Below are 18,865 nucleotides of genomic sequence, written 5' to 3' on the forward strand. Positions count from 1 at the left end.
CCGGCCCTTGGCATTACAGGCGCAGGGCGGCTTCCAGCAGAGCTGTCGCCCATGGGGGCGTGCGCTGCAGCTGCTGCAGGTCATCGGCGGCCGGCCATTGCAGGTGGCCGTCCTCCATCTGCAGCAGCAGCTGTGGATCGGGCACGGCCTCGCCCGGCGCGGCGTCGGCGCTGTTGTCGTAGACCTGCAGCTGCGCCAGCACCGGCATCAGCCCGATCAGGTTCTGCTGCGCCAGCGGCCAGCGGCGGCGGATGTCGACTTCGGAAATGGGGTGGCCACCGGCCTGCACCCGTGCGCGTACCCGGGCGATGTGCTGCTCCGGGCTGGACAGTCCACAGAACCACATCAGCACGTCATGGGTGCGGCTGGCCTCACGCAGCAGGGCGGTGATGGAGTTGCCCCCCAGCGTGGTCTCGAAGGCATGGTTGCGGGCGTGATCCAGGGCGTCGCGGATACGGTTGACACCCTCCTGCCAGGCTTCGGCATTGGCCTCCATGGCGTCCAGGCCGGCCCGCTCGCGCAGCCCGCGGGCGAACGTATCGGGGTTGAACCATTCCAGGCCGGCTTCGCGCAGCACGTGGCCACCCACCGAACTCTTGCCGGCGCCATTGACGCCGGCAAGCACATACAGGAACGGGCGTGGCATCAGTGGCCCGTGCCCGCCTTGACCTGGCCCTTCAGGCGGGCAGGGCGACGCAGCAGCGCGCGTGCGGCATCACCGGCCTGGGCGTGCTGCAGCACCGCCAGGCGCTGGTCGAAGCCGGCACGCAGATCCGCCAGGGCCGGGTCCTGCCCACGCAGTTCCTCCAGCGAGCTTTCCAGCGCTTCGACCTTGGCCTGCAGCGCGCGGTACTGCTCGATGGAAACGATCACCGCCTGCGGTTCGTTGTGATTGGTGACCACCACCATGTGCTGGTCGCGCACTTCCTGCATGACCTTGCGCCAATGTTCCTTCACCGACGAGGCGGTGGTGTGGGTCAGCTCGTTGATCGGGTCGAAGCGGACGGGGGCGTGCAGCATGGCGGTGCTCCAGGGGACCTGTGCGATCACCTTACGCCTGTTTCATGCAAATTGCATGAATGGTGAAAAATATCAAAAATATGATTCATGGGCGATTCGGCCCCGGCGGTAACGCCGGGGCCGGGCTTCCGCCCGCCGGATGCCGCGCGCCGGGTCAGTGGGCAGCCAGCTGACGCAGCACGTACTGCAGCAGGCCGCCGTGGTGGGCGAGGAGGCGCGGTTGCGAACCACCGGTTCGCGCGCCTCCGCAGCGCCCCGGCGGTGACGCCGGGGCCGGGCTTCCGCCCGCCGGATGCCGCGCGCCGGGTCAGCGGGCAGCCAGCTGACGCAGCACGTACTGCAGCAGGCCACCATGGCGGAAGTATTCCACTTCCTTCGGTGTCAGCAGCATCACCGACACCTCGAAGCGCTTCTGCGTGCCATCGGCCCGGGTCGCGGTGACCGCGGCGCGCTTGCTGGCACCGTCTTCCAGGCCGGTGATATCGATGACTTCCGAGCCATCCAGCCCCAGCGACTGCGCGTTCTCACCATTGCGGAACTGCAGCGGCAGCACGCCCATGCCGACCAGGTTGGAGCGGTGGATGCGCTCGAAGCTCTCGGCGATGACCGCCTTCACGCCCAGCAGCAGGGTGCCCTTGGCGGCCCAGTCGCGCGACGAACCGGTGCCGTACTCCTTCCCGGCCAGCACGACCAGCGGCACCTTGTCGGCCTTGTACTTCATCGCCGCGTCGTAGATCGCCAGCTTCTCCGGCTGACCACCGCCGGCCGGGTAGTACAGGGTGTTGCCACCCTCCTCGCCGCCGAACATCAGGTTCTTGATGCGGATGTTGGCGAAGGTGCCGCGGACCATCACGTCATCATTGCCGCGGCGGCTGCCGTAGCTGTTGAAGTCGGCGGGCTGCACGCCCCGGGCCTGCAGGTAACGCCCCGCAGGCGAATCCTTCTTGATGTTGCCGGCCGGCGAGATATGGTCGGTGGTGATCGAGTCGCCGAACAGACCCATCACACGCGCGCCATGCACGTCGTCGATGCTGCCGGTCTGCATGGTCATGCCATCGAAGTACGGTGGGTTCTTGATGTAGGTGGAGTCATCGCTCCACTCGTACAGATTGCCGTCCGGCGAGGCGATGGTGTTCCAGCGCGTATCGCCCTTGAACACGTCGGCGTAGTTCTGCTTGAACATCTCCGGGCCGATGGTGGCGGCGATGACATCGCCGATTTCCTTGTTGCTCGGCCAGATGTCGCGCAGGTAGACCGGCTGGCCGTCGCTGCCGGTGCCCAGCGGCTGGGTGGTCAGATCGATGTCGGTGGTGCCGGCGATGGCGTAGGCGACCACCAGTGGCGGGCTGGCCAGGTAGTTCATCTTCACTTCGGGATGCACGCGGCCTTCGAAATTACGGTTGCCCGACAGCACGGAGGTCACCACCAGGTCACCGGCGGCGATGCCGGCACTGACCTCGGTCGGCAGCGGGCCGGAGTTGCCGATGCAGGTGGTGCAGCCGTAGCCGACCACGTAGAAGCCGATCTTCTCCAGCTCCTTCAGCACCCCGGCCTTTTCCAGATAGTCGGTGACCACGCGCGAGCCTGGGCCCAGCGAAGTCTTCACCCAGGGCTTGCGATCCAGGCCCTTGGCCGCCGCGTTGCGCGCCAGCAGGCCGGCACCGATCATCACCGCCGGGTTGGACGTGTTGGTACAGGAGGTGATCGCGGCGATGACCACCGCGCCATCCTTCAGGCGGACCTTCCGGCCTTCGATCTCGATGTCGGCGAAGCCCTTGGCCAGCTGTTCGTTGCCGACCGCGGTGCCGCCGCCCTCGTTGAGGAAGGAGGCCACATCGTCGCTGCGCTTGTCGCGGTTGCTGGTCAGGCCGACCAGCGCTTCGCGGTAGTTCTTCTGCACGTCTTCCAGCAGCACGCGGTCCTGCGGGCGCTTCGGTCCGGCCAGCGACGGCTTCACCGTGCCCATGTCCAGCTCCAGCGTGGTGCTGTACTGGGCATGGGGGCTGTCCGGTTCGTGCCACAGGCCCTGCGCCTTGGCGTAGGCCTCGACCAGTTCGATCTGTTCTTCGCTGCGACCGGACAGGCGCAGGTAGTTCAGTGATTCGGCGTCGATCGGGAAGATGCCGCAGGTGGCGCCGTATTCCGGTGCCATGTTGCCGATCGTGGCGCGGTCGGCCAGTGGCAGGTGCTGCAGGCCATCGCCATAGAATTCGACGAACTTGCCGACCACGCCCAGCTTGCGCAGCATCTGGGTGACGGTCAGCACCAGGTCGGTGGCGGTGGCGCCCTCAGGCAGCCGGCCGGTGAGCTTGAAGCCGACCACCTGCGGGATCAGCATCGACGACGGCTGGCCCAGCATGGCCGCTTCGGCTTCGATGCCGCCCACGCCCCAGCCAAGCACGCCGATGCCGTTGATCATCGTGGTGTGGCTGTCAGTACCGAACACGGTGTCCGGGTAGGCCACGGCCCTGCCATCCTTGTCCGCGGTCATCACCACGCGGGCCAGGTTCTCCAGGTTCACCTGGTGGACGATGCCGGTGTTGGGCGGCACCACCTTGAAGTTGTCGAACGCCTTCTGGCCCCAGCGCAGGAACCCGTAGCGTTCCTGGTTGCGCTGGAATTCGATCTTGCCATTGAGATCGAGCGCGTCCGGCTTGCCGAACACATCGACCTGTACCGAATGGTCGATCACCAGTTCCGAAGGGATCTGCGGGTTGATCTGTTCCGGCTTGCCGCCCAGCTTGACCACCGCATCGCGCATGGCGGCCAGATCGACGACACACGGTACGCCGGTGAAGTCCTGCAGGACCACGCGCGCGGGCATGAAGGCGATTTCGGTGTCCGGCTCGGCCGCCGGGCTCCAGCGGGCAACGGCCTCGATGTGCTCCTTGCCGACGGTGACGCCGCCGTCTTCGTGCCGGAGCAGATTCTCCAGCAGGATCTTCATCGAGTAGGGAAGGTGGGAGATGTCGAAGCGCTGGCCCAGTGTGGGCAGGCTGAAGTAGTCGTAGGTCTTGCCGCCGACGTCCAGCTGGCTGCGGGTGGAGAACGAATCGCTCATGCGGGATGACTCCTTCTTGCGGATGGCTTGCAGTGGCCCGTGCATGGACGGACCTGCTTGCGTATGCCGGGGCTCTCCGCCACCGGATCCCCGCCAGTATGGCGGAGCCGGCGCGGCCGGGAACGTCCTCGGCGCAGGACGCAAGGTTACATGGCTGTATGTAGTGCCGATGTCACGGCTTGCCCCGCCACTGGCTCATCAGCATCTGCAGGAAGCGTTCGGCCGTGGGCGAGAGCAGGGCACCACGGCGGCGCACGATGCCGATGGTGCGCGAGACCACCGGATTGCCGATCGGCCGGGTCACCAGGATGGGATGGTCGCCGTCCGGGGTAGCCATCTTCGGCAGCACCGACACGCCGATCCCGGCCTCGACCATGCCCAGGGAGGTGGACAGGTGGGTCACTTCGTAATGCCAGCTCAGCTTCAGGTTCTCACGGGCGAGGGCGCCATCGAGCAGGGTCCGGTTGCCACTGGTGCGATGCACGGTGATCAGCTGGTGCTGGGCAAGATCGGCCCATTCCACGCGGCGCTTGCGGGCCAGCGGATGATCGCGGCGGCAGGCCAGCACGAACGGGTCCTCGGCCAGTACATCGAAATCCAGGTTGGGATCGTTGGCACCCATGAAATTGATGCCGAACTCCACTTCGCCGCGTTCCACTGCCTGCAACCCCTCGGTGGCGGGAATGTCGAGGATGCGGAAGCGGACGTGCGGATGCGCGTCGTGGAAGCGTGCCATGACACTGGGCAGGAAGTAGAACGCCGCGGTGGGCAGGCAGGCGATGGTGACCGTGGCGCCGCGCGTGTCGTCGTGCCCGCGCAGCGAGAACAGCGAACCATCGAATTCCTCCAGCATGCGCCGTACCAGCGGCAGCAGGTTCTCGCCGACTGCGGTGGTGCTGACGCTGCGGGTGGTGCGTTCGAGCAGCGGTGAGCCGACGGCCTGCTCCAGCTTCTGGATCCGGCGGCTGAGCGCGGGCTGCGAGACGTGCAGGGTTTCAGCGGCGCGATGGAAGCTGCGCGTCTCGGCGACGAGCAGGAACGCGCGCAGATCGAGGATTTCGCAATTGATGCTCATACGGTATCAATCATCCAAAAATCAGCAATTCACAGATCAATCCGGCTCATGCCAGTATCGAATCACAGAGGGGTCATTCATCCCCTATACGCATCAATCTAGCACACGTATGTCGAACGATCTGCTCAGTATCCCCTGCGTCCTCATGCGTGGCGGCACGTCCAAGGGGCCGTTCTTCCTGGCCTCGGACCTGCCGGCCGACGCCGGCCTGCGTGACCAGCTGCTGCTGGAGGTGATGGGCTCGGGCCATCCGCTGCAGATCGATGGCATCGGCGGTGGCAATGCGCTGACCAGCAAGGTGGCGATCGTCAGCCCCGCCAGCCGCGCCGATGCCGATGTCGACTATCTGTTCGCGCAGGTCCGGGTCGAGCAGCGGGTGGTGGATACCACCCCCAACTGCGGCAACATGCTGGCGGCGGTCGGTCCCTTCGCGATCGAACGCGGACTGGTTCCTGCGCGCCACCCGCGCACCGAAGTGCGCATCCACAACGTCAACACCGGCAAGCTGATCGTGGCCACGGTGGAAACCCCGAACGGCCAGGTGGCCTATCGGGGCGACACGCGTATCGCGGGCGCGCCTGGCGCTGCCGCGCCGGTCCGCCTGGCCTTCCTCGATGCGGCCGGTGCACGTACCGGCCGGCTGCTGCCCAGTGGGCGGCCGCAGGATATGATCGACGGCATCGCCGTCAGCCTGGTGGATTGCGCGATGCCGATGATGATGGTGCGCGCGGCCGATATGGGTGTCCGCGGTGACGCCTCGCCGGCGGAACTGAACGCGGATCATGCGCTGCTGGCGCGGTTGGAAGCGATGCGCATCGAGGCGGGTACGCGCATGGGCATCGCAGACGCGGGCAGCAAGGTGATTCCCAAGCCAGTGCTGCTTTCCGCACCGCAGCAGGGCGGCGACCTGCAGGTGCGCTACTTCATGCCCCACCAATGCCACACCGCGCTTGCCATCACCGGCGCGGTCGGTCTGGCCACCGCCGCAGTCACGCCCGGCACCCTGGCCAACACTTTCGTCGGATGCCTGCCGATGCCGGGCAGCATTACCCTCGAACATCCGAGCGGCCTGCTGGAAGTGGGCCTGAGCCGCAGCTCGGACGATGCGCCGGTCGTTGCCAGCGTGGTCCGTACCGCGCGCCGCCTGTTCGAAGGGCGCGTGTTCGCGACTTCGCCTGCCACTGCCGAAACCCATTCCACCGAAGCCCGCCAATGGACCTCAGCGGCATGACCTGAAACCGGTCGGGGCCGCGCAGATGCGCGTGGCCAGGCCACTACAACGCAGATGCTTCACTCCTGGGAGGGATGATGTACAAGCAGTTCTTCATGGCCGCGCTGTGCGCGGCGAGCCTGGCCGTGTCCGGTTGCGGCAAAGACGATGCCAGCGGGGCCTCGGCGCCCGGCGGCGACAATGCGCCGGTGCGGATCAGCGTCGGTTCCTACAATCTCAACAACCTGCCGTTCTTCATCGCCGACGCCAAGGGCTACTTCAAGGACGTCGGCCTGCAGGTGAAGACCGAGAACTTCGCGCAGGGCGGCTCCAAGGTGCTGCAGGCCCTGGTCGCCAATTCGACCGACGTGGCGGTCGGCTTCTACGACCACACCATCCAGATGCAGGCCAAGCACAAGGACGTGGTCGGCTTCGTGCTGCTGTCACGCAATTCGGGCCTGGTGATGGCCGGCCGCGAGGATGCCAGCTTCGATCCGGCGCGCCCGCAGACCATCAAGGGCCAGAAGATCGGCATTACCGCCCCGGGTTCGTCATCGGACTTCTTCGTGCGCCACTTCCTGGCCCAGCACGACATCCCGGTGGACAGCATCTCGCTGATCGGCGTGGGTTCTGGTGCGGCGGCGGTAGCCGCGCTCGAGCAGGGCAAGATCGACCTGCTGGTCAACTACGATCCGGCCGCGACCCTGATCACCGAGCGCAAGGTCGGCAGGATCATCATCGATGCGCGCAGCGACGAGGGGGCACGCCAGGTGTACGGCGGTCTCTATCCCACCTCGGTGATGTACGCCAACCGCAGCTTCCTGGAGGCACGTCCTGAAGCAGCCGAGAAGATCGCCCGCGCCGAGCAGATGGCATTGAAGTTCATCGCCGACAACAGTGCCGAGGACATCGTCGCTGCGCTGCCGGACAGCTACGTCTCCGGCGACCGCGCCACCTACGCGCGCGCCGTGGAGAACGCCCGCGCCATCTTCACCACCGATGGCCACTTCACGCCCGCGGACCTGGAAACGCCGTTGAAGGTGCTGCGCGAGTTCAACAAGGACGTGGCCAACGCGGACATCGACCTGTCCCGGACCTACACCAATGCCTTCGTCGAGCGCGCCAGCGCCGCGACGCAGGCAACCCTACCGTAAGCGGAGATAACCCATGGCCCTCAATGCCACCGTGCGCCAGTTCAATGGCGCGCCGCAGCTGGAGCCCGCACAGACCATGGTCGCCATCAACAAGGTGACCATGTCCTTCGGTGACTTCACCGCCGTGCGCGATGTCGATATCCAGGTCGGTGATGGCGAGTTCCTCGCCATCGTCGGTCCCACCGGGTGCGGCAAGAGCACCATCCTCAATTCCGTGGCGGGCCTGCTCAAGCCCAGCGCCGGTGACGTGAGCATCGACGGACGCGCCGTCAATGGCGTGCAGGCGTCCGTCGGCTACCTGTTCCAGCAGGACGCGCTGCTGCCGTGGAAGACCGCCTTCCAGAACGTGGAACTGGGCCTGAAGTTCCGCGGCGTCGATGAAGCCGAGCGCCGGCAGAAGGTCACCACCTGGTTGGCCAAGGTCGGCTTGACCGGCTTCGAGCACCGCTATCCGCACCAGCTCTCCGGCGGCCAGCGCAAGCGCGTGCAGATGGCACAGGCACTGATCGTGGAGCCCAAGGTGATCCTGATGGACGAGCCGTTCTCGGCATTGGACATCCACACCCGCCATCTGATGCAGAACGAACTGCTGCGCCTGTGGCAGGAAGACCGTCGCTCGGTGATCCTGATCACCCACGACCTGGAAGAGGCCATCGCGCTGGGCGACCGCGTGGTGGTGCTGTCCTCGGGTCCGTCAAGCCGCGTGGTGCGGAGCTTCGATGTGGACCTGGAACGCCCCCGCAACGTTGCCGAGATCAAGCTCGACGAACGTTTTACCGACCTGTACCGCGACATCTGGGCCTGCCTGCGCGGCGAAGTGGAGAAGAGCTATGCACGCCAGGACTGACCGTTTCATCCAGATCGCACTGGTCATCGCCGTGTTCGGTGGCTGGGAGGGCGGCATCGCGCTGGGCTGGATCGACCCGTTCTTCTTCCCCGCGCCCACGGCCATCGCCCAGCAGGCGTGGAACTGGTTGTCGGATACCTCGTTCTACCAGCACGTGTACATCACCCTGACCGAAACCGCGCTGGGCTACCTCATCGGTACCGGGCTGGGCGTTGCAGGCGGTGTGTGGCTGGGCCTGAGCCGGCGCTCGGCGCGCATCCTCGATCCCTTCATCAAGGGCTTCAATGCCATCCCGCGCGTGGTGCTGGCGCCGATCTTCGTGCTGTGGCTGGGCCTGGGGCTGTGGTCGAAGGTGGCACTGGCGGTGACGCTGGTGTTCTTCACCACGTTCTTCAATGCCATGCAGGGCGTGCGCGAAGTGAACCCGGTGGTGCTGGCCAATGCCCGCATTCTCGGTGCCAGCCGCAGTGACCTGCTGCGTCACGTGTACTTCCCGGCGGCGGCGAGCTGGATCCTGTCCTCGCTGCGCACCTCGGTGGGCTTTGCCGTGGTCGGCGCGATCATCGGCGAATATCTGGGTGCCTCGGCGGGCCTGGGTTACCTGATCGCGCAGGCAGAAGGCAACTTCAATGCCGTGGGCGTGTTCGCCGGCATCATCATCCTGGCCGCCTTCGTGCTGGTCATCGATGCACTGCTCGACGTGGTCGAGAACAAGCTCATCACCTGGCGTCCAAACGCCCAGGCCCAGGCCACCAGCTGAGCCTGTCTGGCGCGCCGCTGGAATGATCCGGCGGCGCGCCCTTCCGTAATTCCCCCGCATCATCGCAACGGGCCAGCGCCAGGCCAGGGGGCCGGCTGGCTGGAGAGAACACCATGCATAGCCATCCCGTGCTGCCGCGCGCAGCGCTGACGGTCGCCCTTGGCCTGCTGCTGGCCAGCGGCCATGCCGGAGCACAGTCCGCCACGGCCCCGCCGGCCCCGCTGAGCCAGGCCGAACTCGCCGCGCTGGTGCAGCAGCAGGCGCAGCAGATCCAGCAACTGCAGTCGCGACTGGATGCGCTGGAAGGCGTCGGTACGACCGCCGGCAACGCGGCGGCTGCCCCTCCTGCGCCTGCCCTGGAAACCCGTGTTGCGGCGCTGGAAACCCAGCAGTCCAAGGCGCCGAAGGTGTCGTGGTCGAAGGGCGCGCCGGAATTCAGCAGCGCTGACGGCAACGTGATCTTCCGCCCGCGCGGTCGTCTGTTCGTGGACGGCTCCAGCACCGACGGCTCGTCCAGCAGCGACCGCAACATCTCCGGCACCGAGATCCGTTCGGTGCGCCTGGGCGCGGAGGGCCGCTACGGCACGCTCGGCTGGGTGGTGGAGGGCGACTTCGCTGACAACGAGGTGGCGTGGAAGTCGGTGTATGCCACTGTGGACCACAGGCTGTTCGGCCTGCCTGCCGACCTCACCGTGGGCAACCGCCTCAACGACCGCGGCATCGATGGCTCCAGCAGCACCTCCAACACGCCGTTCCCGGACCGCAACGTGGTGGGCACGCTGATGCTGCCGCAGCGGGGCCTGTTCGGCGTCGGCCTCACCGAGCGCGTGTACGGAAAGGGCTGGCACGCCAGCCTGTCAGTGGCCGGCAACGACCTCAACAATGCCGGTGACAACAACGACAGCCAGACCTGGGCCACCCGCGTCCACTGGAACCCGATCGACAGCAAGGCCGCGACCGTGCATCTGGGGGCGTGGGCGTTCCACGAAGAGATCGCCGCAGGCTCCTCGGGCGTGCTGCGCAGCTCCGCCATTGCCGGCCACTTCAACGACCTGGTCAAGATCACGCCGGGCGCGCTGGTCGGCACCGATCGCAGCACCGCCTACGGTGTGGAGGCGGCGGGCTTCTTTGGCCAGGGCTGGGCCACGGGCGAGTGGGGCACGCGTAACCTGCGCGGCGCCGATGCCAGCGGCCGTTACGACCTCGATCACCAGGCCTGGGCGATTTCCGCCGGCTGGTTCCTTGGCGGGGCCAGCCCGGCGTACTCGGGCAAGACCGGCACCTGGGGCCGGGTCAAGGTGGCCGATCCGGTCACCCGTGGCGGGCGGGGCGCATGGGAGCTGCGTGCGCGCTACGAAGACGTGGACTACTCGGAACTGCCGACCGGCGGCACCGGACATGCGTGGACGGTGGGTGCCAACTGGTATCTCAACGACTACAGCCGGGTGATGCTCGACGTGATCCGCTGGCAGACCGACAACCCCACCGGTGCGGTGCGCGGCAAGGACGAGGGCACGACGGTCAATACCCGGCTGCAGGTTGCGTTCTGAGTGAAGGCATCAAGCTGAACGGACAATGCCGGCCACGTGCCGGCATTGCCGTAAGGGGGGGCGGCTGGCGGTATGACGCCTTGAGTATGTATAATTCGTACATACCGAAGAGGGCCTACCCATGGAAGCCACTGTCGCCGAACGCGGTCAGATCACCCTGCCCAAGGCTGTGCGTGACGCCCTGGGCCTGACCAAGGGCACCCAGCTCAAGGTCGAACTGGACGGCAGCCGCATCATTCTGCGCAAAAGTGTCGACGACGCGATTTCACGGGCGCGCGGCAAGTTCGCGCTGGACGGCTTTGATTCCGCCGACGCCGCCGTACGCGCGGTGCGCGACGAGGACTAAGCCGTGATGATCGCCGTCGATTCCCCTGTGCTGGTCGAACTGCTGAGCAATGGCCCGCAGGCCGACGCCGTCGAGGCCTGCCTGCGGCAGAGCCTGGTCGGCGGCAAGGTGGTGGTGTGCGGGGCGACCCTGGCCGAAGTCTGCGCCAGCCTGCGTGGCGGGGCCGAGGTGCTGGAAGCGCTGGAAGAGATGGGCGTCCACTTCAACGCGCTGGAAGCCAAATCGGCATTGCGCGCCGGCGAGATGCATCGCCGCCACCGCCAGCGTGGTACCCAGCGCCGCAGCCTGGACGACTTCATGGTGGGGGCCCATGCACTGCTGCAGTGCGACGGGCTCATCACCTGGAACGACACGTTTTACCGCGACTACTTCAAGGGCCTGAAGCTGATCGTGCCGCACGCCTGAGCCCGTTGCATTCCTTTCACTGTTCCATAACCGCATTACCCGGGAGTTGTCATGTTGGAAGCCTATCGCCACCACGTAGCCGAGCGCGCCGCGCTTGGCATCCCGCCGCTGCCGCTGACCGCCCAGCAGACGGCAGACGTCATTGAACTGTTGAAGAACCCGCCGGCGGGCGAGGCCGAGTTCCTGCTCGACCTGCTGACCCACCGTGTGCCGGCCGGCGTGGACGACGCCGCCAAGGTCAAGGCCTCGTACCTGGCCGCGATCGCGCTGGGCAGCGAGCAGAACCCGCTGATCAGCCGCGAGCGCGCCACCGAGCTGCTGGGCACCATGCTGGGCGGTTACAACGTGGCCCCGCTGGTGCAGCTGCTGGACGACGCCAGCGTCGGCACCATCGCCGCCGACGGCCTGAAGAACACCCTGCTGGTGTTCGATGCGTTCCACGACGTGCAGGACAAGGCCAAGGCCGGCAATGCCAATGCCCAGGCCGTGCTGCAGAGCTGGGCCGACGCCGAGTGGTTCACCAGCAAGCCGGAAGTGCCGCAGAGCCTGACCATCACCGTGTTCAAGGTGCCGGGCGAAACCAACACCGACGACCTGTCGCCGGCGCCGGACGCCACCACCCGTCCTGACATTCCGATGCACGCCCTGGCGATGCTGAAGAACAAGCGCGATGACGCGCCGTTCACTCCGGAAGAAGACGGCAAGCGCGGTCCGATCCAGCAGATCCTGTCGCTGAAGGAAAAGGGTCACCTGGTGGCCTACGTCGGCGACGTGGTCGGCACCGGCTCTTCGCGCAAGTCGGCGACCAACAGCGTGCTGTGGTGGACCGGCGACGACATCCCCTACATCCCCAACAAGCGCGCCGGTGGCGTGTGCCTGGGCGGCAAGATTGCCCCGATCTTCTACAACACCATGGAAGATGCCGGCGCGCTGCCGATCGAGCTGGATGTCTCGAAGATGGAGCACGGCGACGTTGTCGAGCTGCGTCCGTATGACGGCAAGGCACTGAAGAACGGCGAAGTGATCGCCGAGTTCGAAGTGAAGTCCGAAGTGCTGTTCGACGAAGTGCGTGCCGGCGGCCGCATTCCGCTGATCGTTGGCCGTGGCCTGACCGGCAAGGCGCGCGAAGCGCTGGGCCTGGCCCCGACCACCCTGTTCCGCCTGCCGGTGCAGCCGGCCGACACCGGCAAGGGTTTCTCGCTGGCGCAGAAGATGGTCGGCCGCGCCTGCGGTCTGCCGGAAGGCCAGGGCATGCGCCCGGGTACCTACTGCGAACCGAAGATGACCTCGGTGGGCTCGCAGGACACCACCGGTCCGATGACCCGTGACGAGCTGAAGGATCTGGCCTGCCTGGGCTTCTCGGCCGACCTGGTCATGCAGTCGTTCTGCCACACCGCCGCGTATCCGAAGCCGGTGGACGTGAAGACCCACCACACGCTGCCGGAGTTCATCTCCACCCGCGGTGGCATCTCGCTGCGTCCGGGCGACGGCGTGATCCACAGCTGGCTCAACCGCATGCTGCTGCCCGACACCGTCGGCACCGGCGGCGACTCGCACACCCGTTTCCCGGTGGGCATTTCGTTCCCGGCCGGCTCGGGCCTGGTGGCCTTCGCCGCCGCTACCGGCGTGATGCCGCTGGACATGCCGGAATCGGTGCTGGTGCGCTTCAAGGGCCAGATGCAGCCGGGCGTGACCCTGCGTGACCTGGTCAACGCGATTCCGCTGTACGCGATCAAGTCGGGCTTGCTGACGGTTGCCAAGGCTGGCAAGAAGAACATCTTCTCCGGCCGCATCCTGGAAATCGAAGGCCTGCCGGAGCTGAAGGTCGAGCAGGCATTCGAGCTCTCCGACGCCTCGGCCGAGCGTTCGGCCGCCGGTTGCTCGGTGCGCCTGAACAAGGAACCGATCATCGAGTACCTGACCAGCAACATCACCCTGCTGAAGTGGATGATTGCCGAGGGTTACCAGGATCCGCGTTCGCTGCAGCGTCGCATCGAGAAGATGGAGGCCTGGCTGGCCAACCCGCAGCTGCTGGAGCCGGACGCCGACGCTGAGTACGCTGCCGTCATCGAGATCGACCTGGCCGACATCCACGAGCCGATCGTGGCCTGCCCGAACGATCCGGACGACGTGAAGACCCTGTCCGAAGTGGCCGGCGCCAAGATCGACGAAGTGTTCATCGGTTCGTGCATGACCAACATCGGCCACTTCCGTGCGGCCGCGAAGCTGCTGGAAGGCAAGCGCGACCTGCCGACCCGTCTGTGGGTGGCCCCGCCGACCAAGATGGACGCCTCCGAGCTGACCAAGGAAGGCGTTTACGGCACCTTCGGTGCGACCGGCGCGCGCATGGAAATGCCGGGCTGCTCGCTGTGCATGGGCAACCAGGCGCAGATCCGTGAGGGCTCCACCGCGATGTCGACCTCGACCCGCAACTTCCCGAACCGTCTGGGCCGCAACACCAACGTGTACCTGGGTTCGGCCGAGCTGGCCGCGATCTGCTCGCGTCTGGGCCGCATCCCGACCAAGGAAGAGTACATGGCCGACGTCGGCGTGATCGCCGCCAGCGGCAGCGAGATCTACCGCTACATGAACTTCGACCAGATCGAGGAGTATCAGGACGTGGCCAATACGGTCGCCGCCTGATGCGATGAAACGAAAACCCCCGGCGAAAGCCGGGGGTTTTTTATTGTCTAAATTAGATCAGAGGCGGGTCACATTAATCTTTCTTGGATTCTTCATTAAGAAGTTCAAGGAACTTGGAGTCGCTGTCATTCTTGCTGAATTCAATATCCATTCGGAGGTTTGTTATAAGGATCGGATCGCCTGCTTCAAGTGCTGATTTAAGAAGTTTGGAGATTGACGAAAACTCCCCTCCAAGTAGATGTGTAGCGTAAGAAAGATTTGCTTTGGCAACATCGTTGCCTGGGAAGATCTTCAAGGATTCTGCTAAGCAGCCTGTCGCTGCGGCAAGATTTTCATGTCTCTCTTCTGGATTGCTCCACCGAATTTTTGCGGTCCTGATTAAGCTGTGAGACTTATCAATCAGAATGGATGACCGCAAATTCCTGGCGATCGGCGCGGTCGATTTTTCCGTGATTTCGAGAAGCTGGTCATACAGCATGAGCGCAGAGGGGTAGCTATGGGCTTCAGCCATTAAGCGAGCCAGATGCGTGCAGGCTACAACCGCTGCCAAGACTGCTTGCTCATTACCTTCTTCTAGAGCATTGAATCCGCTTCCCAGGCGCGCAATGGCAGCGGAAATTTTGCCGGTCGCATAAAGGCCGACCGAGCCAATGATTGTCGAAACGGAAACCCAGCCTTGAACCTCTGCATCTACATCCTTTCCGAAACGTGCCTCGATGCGGTTGGTGAGATTCAAGCAATCGTTCCACTTCTCTGCCTGAAGGAAGGCGGATGCCAAACTGCACATGCTCTTGGCCAACGCACGGCGCATGAAAAGGGCGTCTGAATTTTCCGAAAGATCCGAGAGTTTCGCGATTTGATCTTCTGCGTCTTTCAGCTTTTCGGTTTGCGCCATTAGTATGATGGCGTTTGTCCTTGCATTTACCACTCTCTCCAGCATTTCCGGGTGAGAATCGTAGTTGAAGCCATCGGCAACCATCAGATTTTCAGAAATTGAATCTTCGATTCGGCCAAGATTTCGCAACGATACTGCCTTGGTTATTCGTGCTTTGGCAACTTGAACTTTAGTAAGTGGATCGTCTGATTGTCCAAACGTCTTGCTGATTTCATCGGCGACTCGGATGGACTCTTGATGGGAGCCACGCTTTTGCTGCGCGAGTGCTGCATTGAAAAGTGCACCTGCGCGACTGTGTTCTTCAGCGTCATCTGATTTGGACGCCTCAGTCCAGGCTAGAACTGCTGCCGGGATATCGTTGTTTCGGATAGCTTCGAATGCGCTTGTATTCCAATCTGCGTAATTACGAAGCTCTGCAGGTTTGGCTTGTGCGGCATGCGCCGATTCAGCCAGAGCGAGAGACTCCACATTAGATATCGGAGTTGGAGGGGTGTCGCTAGTCAGCTGATTCTGAATCGTGGTGCGCGCCTGTTGGGCAAGTGTCTCTATCTCTGCAGCCCTCGCGGAGAAAATTGTATGCGCCTTGTCTTTCGTTTCATCAAGTTCTCTTGAGAGCCGCGCAAGCGTCTCCGTCACATTCTTGGCATGCTCCACAAACCACTTGTCAGTGGTGTCCTTGGCCTCGGAGCGTGCAACGCTTCTGGCCTCATCTGTTGCACGGGATTTGACGGTCACGAATCCAATAAGGCCCAGCAGAGCGGCCGCTAGCGTGGCAACAGAAACAATTATCCCGAACGTGGCTATCGCGCGGTCGATAGTCCGATCCTGTCGATCAATTGTCTTTTCGAGGTTGGTTGCCTGTGCGGCGATAAGAGTGCGCTCTTTTGCCTCGCCCTCGAATCTCGCTTCGGTTCTCAGGTTGGCCAACGCGATCTCAAGCTCAAGTTTGCTGATTTCACCCGCCGAAGTGGCGGTTGAAGGAGAATTTTCAGAAGCGACGGCATTAGGGGGAGCTTCAGTCGATGCACCACCTAGCGCCGTGCAGGGGAGAATTGCGAGCGCGATCGCAAGTATTCTCGTAAGCTGGAATGTCCTTTTGTCCCGCATCGATGGCAATCCCAAGTATATTCTTCTGTGATAGTGGATCAGCCGCGGGCGAGGGCGAGCAGGCGCTCGGCGATCCGCTCCAGCGGCACCTGTTCCTCGGCCGCGCCGAGCTTGAAAGCGGCACCGGGCATGCCCCAGACCACACTGGTGGCTTCATCCTGCACCAGCGTCGGAGCGCCTGCCTGGCGCATTTCCAGCAGGCCGCGCGCGCCGTCATCGCCCATGCCGGTGAGAATGGCGCCGATGGCATTGCCCCCGGCACTCTGGGCCACCGAACGGAACAGCACATCGACCGCAGGCTTGTGCCGGTTCACGGCTGGGCCGTCATCGACGCGGCAACGCCAGCGCGCACCATCGCGGATGATCCGCAGGTGCCTGCCGCCCGGCGGCAGATAGGCATGGCCGGGCAGCACGGCTTCGCCGTCGCTGGCCTCGCGCACGGCCATCGCCGAATGCCGGTCCAGGCGTTCGGCGAAGGCGCTGCTGAAGCTGGCCGGCAGGTGCTGGGTCATCACCACCGCTGGTGCATCGGCGGGCAGGCCTTCCAGCACCACGCGCAGGGCTTCGGTGCCACCGGCTGACGAACCGATCGCAATCAGGCGGTCGGTGGTGCGGAACTGTGGTGCCACCGGGCGCGATGCCGGTGCCGCATCCAGGGTGAGTTTCGGTGCCGCAGCCCGCAGCAGCGGCCGCACCCGCGAGCGTGCGGCCATCTTCACCTTGCCGATGATTTCTTCGGCATAGCCCTGCAGTCCGCGCGCCACATCGAGCTTCGGCTTGGAAACGAAATCCACGGCACCCAGTGCCAGCGCCTGCAGGGTCGTGTCGGCCCCGCGCTCGGTCAGCGAAGAGATCATCACCACCGGCAAGGGATGCAGGCGCATCAGGTTTTCCAGGAAGGCCAGCCCGTCCATGCGCGGCATTTCTACGTCCAGGGTGATCACGTCCGGGGCGAGGCGCTTGATCTTCTCGCGTGCCAGCAGCGGATCGGCGGCGGTGCCGACCACGTCGATGGCCGGATCGCTGGAGAGGATTTCGGTCAGCATCTGCCGCACGACGGCGGAGTCGTCCACAATCAGGACCCGGCAGGGGGCGTTGCCGGTCAGGGTCATTCGAACAGCTCCACGCCACCGGTGACCGGGGCCCTGGACAGACGGGCACGCACTGCCGATTCGGTGGCGGCCACTTCCGCTTCGTGGGCATGTGGCAGGCGCTGCACGACCACGCGCCCGGTATCGGCAAAGAACCAGATCTTGCGTGGATGGATGCCGCACAGATCTTCGGCGATGATCGGAATGTGCTCGGCCTGCAGGTACTGGCGCACGAACTCGGCGTTGCGGGTGCCCACGGGATTGCTGGTGAAACCCTTGAGCACGTTGGCGCCGCCGAACACCTTGGCTTCCAGGCGCTTGCGATGCGCACCGCGCTTGAGCATGTCGTTGATGAGAAGCTCCATCGCATAGCTACCGTAGCGTGCAGGCGCGCCGTCACCGGCATTGCCTTCCGGCAGCAGGAAATGGTTCATGCCGCCTATCTTCAGCACCGGATCGCGCAGACACGCAGCTACGCAGGAGCCCAGCGTGGTGGTCAGCGCAGTGGTGTCGTCGACCACCAGGTACTGGGTCGGCAACAGCTTGGCGGCGAGGGTCTGGAAGCGCGCGTCCTGGTAGCGCATCACCTCGTCGGTGCGCAGCGAGGCGTTCATGCGCCGGCCCCCTGCGCGCGTCGGTACAGGGTGCGGCCACAGGGCTGGATCAGATCGGCCGCGTGCAGGTAGTTCTCCGAGTGGCCGGTGTAGAGCAGTCCGTCATCGGTGAGATGCTGCACCAGCCGGCCAAGGATGGCGCGTTGGGTCGGCTTGTCGAAATAGATCATCACGTTGCGGCAGAACAGCGCATCGAACGGGCCGCCAACGTCGTAGCGCGGGGCAAGAAGATTCAGCGGGCGGAACTCGATCAGTTCGCGCAGTGCGGGCAGCACCCGGCACTGGCCCTCGTTGGGGCCACTGCCACGCTGGAAATACCGTCGGCGGAGCTCCGGATCGAGGCTGGCGACGCGGTCGATGGCGTACACGCCACGGCCTGCGGTGGCCAGGACCTGTGTGTCGACATCGGTGGCGATGATGCGGACCGGCGGCTTCAGGCTGCCGAACGCCTCGCACGCGGTGATCGCCATGGAGTAGGGTTCCTCGCCGGTGGACGCGGCGCAGGACCACAGCAGCAGCGGGGCGTGGCCGGAGCGCTGCCGCAGTTCCTCGCGCAGCTTGTCGAAATGGTGGGGCTCACGGAAAAAGGAGGTGAGGTTGGTGGTCAGGGCGTTGGTGAACGCCTGCCATTCGTCACCGCCCTCCTGTTCCAGATGGTCGAGGTACTGCTGGAAGCTGCGCATGCCGAGTGTGCGCAGGCGACGCGACAGGCGGCCATAGACCATGTCGCGCTTGGCGGGCGCGAGGGCGATGCCCACCCGCTGGTAGATCAGGTCGCAGACACGGCGGAAATCGCGGTCGGCGAACTCGAACTCGCGCGGACCGGTGACGATGGGGCTGGGACTATGCACGGGGGACGTGTCCATCGGCGTGGGCGGTGGCCGCAGCCACCGCGGGTTCTCAGAATTCCTGCCAGTCGCTGGCGACGACGGGGGGAGTGTGGGCGCGGCGGACCGGCGCGGCCGGCGCATGCGCGCGTGCCGTGTTGGCGGTCACCGTTGGTTCCACCCGTGCGGGCACCGCCTTCACTGCGGCCGCCACTTGGTTGTCGAGGCGGAAGATCGCCACGGCATCGGCCAGCTGCGCG

Annotated in this window: 17 protein-coding genes; 8 read left to right on the forward strand and 9 right to left on the reverse strand. The window is 65.0% G+C overall.

Going from position 1 to position 18,865, the window contains the following annotated elements; genetic code table 11:
- Positions 1–13: 13 nt before the first annotated feature.
- From N7367_RS09835 to N7367_RS09850, 4 genes are all read right to left on the reverse strand, one after another.
- Positions 14–646 carry an AAA family ATPase gene (locus N7367_RS09835; protein ID WP_065175621.1) on the reverse strand — a complete coding sequence of 211 codons (633 nt, stop codon included), beginning with the start codon at positions 644–646 and terminating at the stop codon, positions 14–16.
- Entirely contained in the window at positions 646–1,020 is a 375-nt protein-coding gene (locus tag N7367_RS09840; RefSeq protein ID WP_053520391.1) for a type II toxin-antitoxin system Phd/YefM family antitoxin, read from the reverse strand. The genes N7367_RS09835 and N7367_RS09840 overlap by 1 nt, the downstream gene beginning before the upstream one ends.
- 307 nt (positions 1,021–1,327) lie before the next feature.
- The gene (gene acnA, locus N7367_RS09845; RefSeq protein WP_193396855.1) at positions 1,328–4,081 is read right to left on the reverse strand and encodes an aconitate hydratase AcnA; all 2,754 of its coding nucleotides are present in this window, start codon (positions 4,079–4,081) and stop codon (positions 1,328–1,330) included.
- 172 nt (positions 4,082–4,253) lie between these two features.
- Positions 4,254–5,156 (reverse strand): LysR family transcriptional regulator, encoded by a 903-nt coding sequence (locus N7367_RS09850; protein ID WP_053519987.1) that lies wholly within the window; start codon positions 5,154–5,156, stop codon positions 4,254–4,256.
- A 109-nt stretch (positions 5,157–5,265) separates the two neighbouring features.
- Between N7367_RS09850 and N7367_RS09855 the strand changes: the two genes are divergently transcribed.
- From N7367_RS09855 to acnB, 8 genes are all read left to right on the forward strand, one after another.
- Positions 5,266–6,387 carry a 4-oxalomesaconate tautomerase gene (locus N7367_RS09855; protein WP_164152603.1) on the forward strand — a complete coding sequence of 374 codons (1,122 nt, stop codon included), beginning with the start codon at positions 5,266–5,268 and terminating at the stop codon, positions 6,385–6,387.
- Between the two features lie 77 nt (positions 6,388–6,464).
- Complete coding sequence (locus tag N7367_RS09860; RefSeq protein ID WP_279942282.1) at positions 6,465–7,520, forward strand: ABC transporter substrate-binding protein; 1,056 nt, start codon at positions 6,465–6,467, stop codon at positions 7,518–7,520.
- A gap of 13 nt (positions 7,521–7,533) precedes the next feature.
- Positions 7,534–8,367 carry an ABC transporter ATP-binding protein gene (locus N7367_RS09865; RefSeq protein WP_053519989.1) on the forward strand — a complete coding sequence of 278 codons (834 nt, stop codon included), beginning with the start codon at positions 7,534–7,536 and terminating at the stop codon, positions 8,365–8,367.
- Positions 8,351–9,127, forward strand: a complete 777-nt coding sequence (locus N7367_RS09870; RefSeq protein ID WP_053519990.1) for an ABC transporter permease — start codon at positions 8,351–8,353, stop codon at positions 9,125–9,127. The genes N7367_RS09865 and N7367_RS09870 overlap by 17 nt, the downstream gene beginning before the upstream one ends.
- A gap of 113 nt (positions 9,128–9,240) precedes the next feature.
- Entirely contained in the window at positions 9,241–10,677 is a 1,437-nt protein-coding gene (locus tag N7367_RS09875) for a porin (RefSeq protein ID WP_279942283.1), read from the forward strand.
- Between the two features lie 121 nt (positions 10,678–10,798).
- Positions 10,799–11,023, forward strand: a complete 225-nt coding sequence (locus tag N7367_RS09880) for an AbrB/MazE/SpoVT family DNA-binding domain-containing protein (RefSeq protein WP_053519992.1) — start codon at positions 10,799–10,801, stop codon at positions 11,021–11,023.
- A gap of 6 nt (positions 11,024–11,029) precedes the next feature.
- The gene (locus tag N7367_RS09885) at positions 11,030–11,428 is read left to right on the forward strand and encodes a type II toxin-antitoxin system VapC family toxin (RefSeq protein WP_053519993.1); all 399 of its coding nucleotides are present in this window, start codon (positions 11,030–11,032) and stop codon (positions 11,426–11,428) included.
- 51 nt (positions 11,429–11,479) lie between these two features.
- The gene (acnB, locus tag N7367_RS09890; RefSeq protein WP_053519994.1) at positions 11,480–14,071 is read left to right on the forward strand and encodes a bifunctional aconitate hydratase 2/2-methylisocitrate dehydratase; all 2,592 of its coding nucleotides are present in this window, start codon (positions 11,480–11,482) and stop codon (positions 14,069–14,071) included.
- A gap of 73 nt (positions 14,072–14,144) precedes the next feature.
- Here acnB and N7367_RS09895 read toward each other — a convergent pair whose 3' ends face one another.
- The 5 genes from N7367_RS09895 to N7367_RS09915 all read right to left on the reverse strand — a co-directional run.
- Entirely contained in the window at positions 14,145–16,088 is a 1,944-nt protein-coding gene (locus tag N7367_RS09895; RefSeq protein WP_279942284.1) for a hypothetical protein, read from the reverse strand.
- A gap of 23 nt (positions 16,089–16,111) precedes the next feature.
- Positions 16,112–17,185, reverse strand: coding sequence for a chemotaxis response regulator protein-glutamate methylesterase (locus N7367_RS09900; RefSeq protein ID WP_155760180.1), 1,074 nt, complete (start codon positions 17,183–17,185; stop codon positions 16,112–16,114).
- The gene (gene cheD, locus N7367_RS09905) at positions 17,182–17,778 is read right to left on the reverse strand and encodes a chemoreceptor glutamine deamidase CheD (RefSeq protein WP_053519995.1); all 597 of its coding nucleotides are present in this window, start codon (positions 17,776–17,778) and stop codon (positions 17,182–17,184) included. The genes N7367_RS09900 and cheD overlap by 4 nt, the downstream gene beginning before the upstream one ends.
- Positions 17,775–18,644, reverse strand: coding sequence for a CheR family methyltransferase (locus tag N7367_RS09910; RefSeq protein ID WP_053519996.1), 870 nt, complete (start codon positions 18,642–18,644; stop codon positions 17,775–17,777). Before N7367_RS09910 ends, cheD begins: the two co-directional genes overlap by 4 nt.
- A 34-nt stretch (positions 18,645–18,678) precedes the next feature.
- On the reverse strand, positions 18,679–18,865 hold a 187-nt coding region (locus tag N7367_RS09915), incomplete at its 5' end, for a hypothetical protein (RefSeq protein ID WP_279942285.1).

Source organism: Stenotrophomonas sp. GD04145 (genome assembly GCF_029835135.1).
In the GTDB taxonomy this organism is placed as follows: Bacteria; Pseudomonadota; Gammaproteobacteria; order Xanthomonadales; family Xanthomonadaceae; genus Stenotrophomonas; species Stenotrophomonas maltophilia_P.

Excerpts from the sequence above, each read along its gene's own strand:
- cheD (WP_053519995.1), bottom strand. The coding sequence starts at position 17,778 with ATGAACGCCTCGCTGCGCACCGACGAGGTGATGCGCTACCAGGACGCG.
- acnB (WP_053519994.1), top strand. The coding sequence starts at position 11,480 with ATGTTGGAAGCCTATCGCCACCACGTAGCCGAGCGCGCCGCGCTTGGC.
- N7367_RS09900 (WP_155760180.1), bottom strand. The coding sequence starts at position 17,185 with ATGACCCTGACCGGCAACGCCCCCTGCCGGGTCCTGATTGTGGACGAC.
- N7367_RS09860 (WP_279942282.1), top strand. The coding sequence starts at position 6,465 with ATGTACAAGCAGTTCTTCATGGCCGCGCTGTGCGCGGCGAGCCTGGCC.
- acnA (WP_193396855.1), bottom strand. The coding sequence starts at position 4,081 with ATGAGCGATTCGTTCTCCACCCGCAGCCAGCTGGACGTCGGCGGCAAG.
- N7367_RS09850 (WP_053519987.1), bottom strand. The coding sequence starts at position 5,156 with ATGAGCATCAATTGCGAAATCCTCGATCTGCGCGCGTTCCTGCTCGTC.
- N7367_RS09875 (WP_279942283.1), top strand. The coding sequence starts at position 9,241 with ATGCATAGCCATCCCGTGCTGCCGCGCGCAGCGCTGACGGTCGCCCTT.
- N7367_RS09835 (WP_065175621.1), bottom strand. The coding sequence starts at position 646 with ATGCCACGCCCGTTCCTGTATGTGCTTGCCGGCGTCAATGGCGCCGGC.
- N7367_RS09865 (WP_053519989.1), top strand. The coding sequence starts at position 7,534 with ATGGCCCTCAATGCCACCGTGCGCCAGTTCAATGGCGCGCCGCAGCTG.
- N7367_RS09840 (WP_053520391.1), bottom strand. The coding sequence starts at position 1,020 with ATGCTGCACGCCCCCGTCCGCTTCGACCCGATCAACGAGCTGACCCAC.
- N7367_RS09910 (WP_053519996.1), bottom strand. The coding sequence starts at position 18,644 with ATGGACACGTCCCCCGTGCATAGTCCCAGCCCCATCGTCACCGGTCCG.
- N7367_RS09855 (WP_164152603.1), top strand. The coding sequence starts at position 5,266 with ATGTCGAACGATCTGCTCAGTATCCCCTGCGTCCTCATGCGTGGCGGC.
- N7367_RS09885 (WP_053519993.1), top strand. The coding sequence starts at position 11,030 with ATGATCGCCGTCGATTCCCCTGTGCTGGTCGAACTGCTGAGCAATGGC.
- N7367_RS09870 (WP_053519990.1), top strand. The coding sequence starts at position 8,351 with ATGCACGCCAGGACTGACCGTTTCATCCAGATCGCACTGGTCATCGCC.
- N7367_RS09880 (WP_053519992.1), top strand. The coding sequence starts at position 10,799 with ATGGAAGCCACTGTCGCCGAACGCGGTCAGATCACCCTGCCCAAGGCT.